Here is a 5330-nt window from a genome sequence, read left to right as displayed (position 1 = left end):
TTAGAAATAAAGTTTTACTTTTGCACACGCAAATCGGTACTGAAAACGACAGAAAATGTAGGTATCGTAAAAAGCGAGAGAGAAGAGATCATTGAAAAATAATATACAACCAAGTAAGGAAAAACTAAAGCGTCAAAACTTTGAGTGAGTCAGACAAACATACAATGGAGAGTTTGATCCTGGCTCAGGATGAACGCTAGCGGGAGGCCTAACACATGCAAGCCGAGCGGTATTTATTCTTCGGAATAGAGAGAGCGGCGTACGGGTGCGGAACACGTGTGCAACCTGCCTTTATCAGGGGGATAGCCTTTCGAAAGGAAGATTAATACCCCATAATATATTGACTGGCATCAGTCGATATTGAAAACTCCGGTGGATAGAGATGGGCACGCGCAAGATTAGATAGTTGGTAGGGTAACGGCCTACCAAGTCAGTGATCTTTAGGGGGCCTGAGAGGGTGATCCCCCACACTGGTACTGAGACACGGACCAGACTCCTACGGGAGGCAGCAGTGAGGAATATTGGACAATGGGTGAGAGCCTGATCCAGCCATCCCGCGTGAAGGACGACGGCCCTATGGGTTGTAAACTTCTTTTGTATAGGGATAAACCTACTCTCGTGAGAGTAGCTGAAGGTACTATACGAATAAGCACCGGCTAACTCCGTGCCAGCAGCCGCGGTAATACGGAGGGTGCAAGCGTTATCCGGATTTATTGGGTTTAAAGGGTCCGTAGGCGGATCTGTAAGTCAGTGGTGAAATCTCATAGCTTAACTATGAAACTGCCATTGATACTGCAGGTCTTGAGTAAAGTAGAAGTGGCTGGAATAAGTAGTGTAGCGGTGAAATGCATAGATATTACTTAGAACACCAATTGCGAAGGCAGGTCACTATGTTTTAACTGACGCTGATGGACGAAAGCGTGGGGAGCGAACAGGATTAGATACCCTGGTAGTCCACGCCGTAAACGATGCTAACTCGTTTTTGGGTCTTCGGATTCAGAGACTAAGCGAAAGTGATAAGTTAGCCACCTGGGGAGTACGTTCGCAAGAATGAAACTCAAAGGAATTGACGGGGGCCCGCACAAGCGGTGGATTATGTGGTTTAATTCGATGATACGCGAGGAACCTTACCAAGGCTTAAATGGGAATTGACAGGTTTAGAAATAGACTTTTCTTCGGACAATTTTCAAGGTGCTGCATGGTTGTCGTCAGCTCGTGCCGTGAGGTGTTAGGTTAAGTCCTGCAACGAGCGCAACCCCTGTCACTAGTTGCCATCATTCAGTTGGGGACTCTAGTGAGACTGCCTACGCAAGTAGAGAGGAAGGTGGGGATGACGTCAAATCATCACGGCCCTTACGCCTTGGGCCACACACGTAATACAATGGCCGGTACAGAGGGCAGCTACCTAGCGATAGGATGCGAATCTCGAAAGCCGGTCTCAGTTCGGATTGGAGTCTGCAACTCGACTCTATGAAGCTGGAATCGCTAGTAATCGCATATCAGCCATGATGCGGTGAATACGTTCCCGGGCCTTGTACACACCGCCCGTCAAGCCATGGAAGTTTGGGGTACCTGAAGTCGGTGACCGTAACAGGAGCTGCCTAGGGTAAAACAAGTAACTAGGGCTAAGTCGTAACAAGGTAGCCGTACCGGAAGGTGCGGCTGGAACATCTCATTTTAGAGCGTCTTAGGACGATAAACAAAATTAGTATCGTAAGATACATAAGTACTTACTTAAAGAGAAGCTTTAGTTTTTATTTGGTTGATATATAATATAAAAATACAAAACCCACTAGAAATTAGTAAACGGGAACAGAGATAATTAACAATTATTAATTAATAATTATTAATTAGAGAGAGTCTCGTAGCTCAGCTGGTTAGAGCGCTACACTGATAATGTAGAGGTCGGCAGTTCGAGCCTGCCCGAGACTACTAATTAAAATAGAGGTTAGAAACTAGAAGTTAGAGGTTAGTTTAAAACTAATATCTAATTACTAAGATCTAACATCTGACTAGAGGGGAATTAGCTCAGCTGGCTAGAGCGCCTGCCTTGCACGCAGGAGGTCAAGGGTTCGACTCCCTTATTCTCCACCATCATTGATGGTTTAATTTTAAAAAAGCAAATAGAGCCAAAAACAATATTTTGCGAATTAGATCAGAAATAGAACAAAGATCATTGACATTAACGGTAAAGATATCACAAAGAGATAACCGAGCACTTTCGAGTGCCGAGTTTATAAAAATATCGATAGACGAAAGTTTATCAAAAAAATACTGAACTAATATAATATTAGGAAAGAAATCGTTAAGGGCGTATGGCGGATGCCTAGGCTTTCAGAGGCGACGAAGGACGTGGTAAGCTGCGAAAAGCTCGGGGGATTGGCACACACGAATTGATCCCGAGATGTCCGAATGGGGCAACCCGGCATGTTGAAGACATGTCACTCCGCAAGGAGAGCAAACCCGGAGAACTGAAACATCTAAGTACCCGGAGGAAAAGAAATCGAAGAGATTCCGTAAGTAGTGGCGAGCGAACGCGGATTAGCCCAAAAGCTTTTATATGTTTAATAGAATGTTCTGGAAAGAACAGCCAAAGAGGGTGATAGCCCCGTATATGAAAGGCATATTTAAGTGATAAATGAGTAGGGCGGGACACGTGAAATCCTGTCTGAATATGGGGGGACCATCCTCCAAGGCTAAATACTCCTGAAAGACCGATAGTGAACAAGTACTGTGAAGGAAAGGTGAAAAGCACTTCGAATAGAAGGGTGAAATAGAACCTGAAACCGTACGCCTACAAGCGGTCGGAGCCCACAAGTTGGGTGACGGCGTGCCTTTTGCATAATGAGCCTACGAGTTAATGTTACTAGCGAGGTTAAGGACTTCAGGTCCGGAGCCGGAGCGAAAGCGAGTCTGAATAGGGCGCTTAGTTAGTAGTATTAGACGCGAAACCTTGTGATCTACCCATGGGCAGGTTGAAGCTTTGGTAACACAAAGTGGAGGACCGAACCGGTTGACGTTGAAAAGTCTTCGGATGACCTGTGGGTAGGGGTGAAAGGCCAATCAAACTGGGAGATAGCTCGTACTCCCCGAAATGCATTTAGGTGCAGCGTCGTGTATAAGTTTATTAGAGGTAGAGCTACTGATTGGATGCGGGGGAGTCAAATCCTACCAATTCCTGACAAACTCCGAATGCTAATAAATGTTCCACGGCAGTGAGGGCGCGGGTGCTAAGGTCCGTGTCCGAGAGGGAAAGAACCCAGACCAACAGCTAAGGTCCCCAAATCTCTATTAAGTTGAAGCAACGCGGTTGGACTGCATTGACAGCTAGGATGTTGGCTTGGAAGCAGCCATTCATTTAAAGAGTGCGTAACAGCTCACTAGTCGAGCGGTCCGGCATGGATAATAATCGGGCATAAATAGAGTACCGAAGCTATGGATTTATATCATTAGATATATCTGGTAGGGGAGCATTCTGTTTGCACAGAAGCTGAGTCGTGAGGCTTGGTGGAGCGGACAGAAAAGAAAATGTAGGCATAAGTAACGATAAAGCGGGCGAGAAACCCGCTCACCGAAAGACTAAGGTTTCCTCAGCCATGCTAATCAGCTGAGGGTTAGTCGGGACCTAACGCGAACCCGAAAGGGGTAGTGGATGGACAATGGGTTAATATTCCCATACTTGCTCACACTAAAAAGGGGACGGAGTGCCGTACTTACTGGAGACTGACGGAATAGTCAAGACCTAGCCTTCGGGCGAAGTTGTTGTAGGGAAAGTGCTTCCAAGAAAAGCCGAAGTGAAGCAACCCGTACCAAAACCGACACAGGTAGTCGAGGAGAGAATCCTAAGGTGCTAGAGTGAATCATGGTTAAGGAACTAGGCAAAATAGTCTCGTAACTTCGGGAGAAGAGACGCCATCAGCAATGGTGGCCGCAGTAAAAAGGCCCAGGCGACTGTTTATCAAAAACACAGGACTCTGCAAAATCGAAAGATGCAGTATAGGGTCTGACACCTGCCCGGTGCTGGAAGGTTAAGGAAGGGCGTTAGCAGCAATGCGAAGCGTTTGACTGAAGCCCCAGTAAACGGCGGCCGTAACTATAACGGTCCTAAGGTAGCGAAATTCCTTGTCGGGTAAGTTCCGACCTGCACGAATGGTGTAACGATCTGGGCACTGTCTCAACCATGAGCTCTGTGAAATTGTAGTCTCGGTGAAGATGCCGAGTACCCGCAATGGGACGAAAAGACCCTGTGAACCTTTACTATAACTTCGTATTGACTTTGAGTAAGTAATGTGTAGGATAGGTGGGAGACTTTGAAGCAGGCACGCTAGTGTTTGTGGAGTCAACGTTGAAATACCACCCTTTACTTACTTGGAGCCTAACTTCTTTTAGAAGGACACTGCGTGGTGGGTAGTTTGACTGGGGTGGTCGCCTCCAAAAGAGTAACGGAGGCTTTCAAAGGTACCCTCAGCACGCTTGGTAACCGTGCGTAGAGTGTAATGGCATAAGGGTGCTTGACTGTGAGACCTACAAGTCGATCAGGTGCGAAAGCAGGACATAGTGATCCGGTGGTTCCGTATGGAAGGGCCATCGCTCATAGGATAAAAGGTACTCCGGGGATAACAGGCTAGTCTCCCCCAAGAGCTCATATCGACGGGGAGGTTCGGCACCTCGATGTCGGCTCGTCACATCCTGGGGCTGGAGAAGGTCCCAAGGGTTGGGCTGTTCGCCCATTAAAGTGGCACGCGAGCTGGGTTCAGAACGTCGTGAGACAGTTCGGTCTCTATCTATTGCGGGCGTTAGATGTTTGAGAGGGCTTGAATCTAGTACGAGAGGACCGATTTGAACAAACCTCTGGTGTATCAGTTGTTCCGCCAGGAGCACCGCTGAGTAGCTACGTTTGGAAGAGATAAGCACTGAAAGCATATAAGTGCGAAACTCGCCTCAAGATGAGACATCTTTTAAGGGTCGTTGGAGATGACAACGTTGATAGGCTATAGGTGTAAAGGCAGTAATGTCATAGCCGAGTAGTACTAATTACCCGTAGATTTATAGCCTGATATGGTGCTACGAAAGTGCAGCAAGGTTACCTCTTTGTGAATGTTTTTATCGATTAAAACAGATGTCAGATGTAAGACATCAGATAACAGACCAGTGAGTCTGAGATCTGAAATCTATCTTCTGATATCTTATATACAACCTTTAGGGTGGTTTTAGCAGAGGGGCTCACCTGTTCCCATTCCGAACACAGAAGTTAAGCCCTCTAGCGCCGATGGTACTGCGAAAGCGGGAGAGTAGGTCGCCGCCAGTTTTTTTTAAAGTCTCATAGATTT

The 5330-nt window shown here is 46.7% G+C and carries 2 tRNA genes and 3 rRNA genes; all 5 read left to right on the top strand.

What is annotated here, in order from left to right:
- The first annotated feature begins 161 nt into the window (after positions 1–161).
- Positions 162–1678, top strand: a 16S ribosomal RNA gene (locus tag BUR17_RS20520).
- Between the two features lie 180 nt (positions 1679–1858).
- Positions 1859–1932, top strand: a tRNA-Ile gene (locus BUR17_RS20515).
- An 85-nt stretch (positions 1933–2017) separates the two neighbouring features.
- Positions 2018–2094: transfer RNA gene (locus BUR17_RS20510), tRNA-Ala, on the top strand.
- A gap of 201 nt (positions 2095–2295) precedes the next feature.
- Positions 2296–5054 (top strand): 23S ribosomal RNA (locus tag BUR17_RS20505).
- A 146-nt stretch (positions 5055–5200) separates the two neighbouring features.
- Positions 5201–5308: ribosomal RNA gene (rrf, locus tag BUR17_RS20500) — 5S ribosomal RNA — on the top strand.
- The 16S, 23S and 5S rRNA genes sit together here with 2 tRNA genes alongside, the layout of an rRNA operon.
- Positions 5309–5330: the final 22 nt, after the last annotated feature.

The organism is Chryseobacterium scophthalmum (genome assembly GCF_900143185.1).
Classification (GTDB): Bacteria; Bacteroidota; Bacteroidia; order Flavobacteriales; family Weeksellaceae; genus Chryseobacterium; species Chryseobacterium scophthalmum.
Note: the sequence above shows the minus strand (reverse complement) of the source record. Positions and strands in the feature narration are given on the sequence as shown.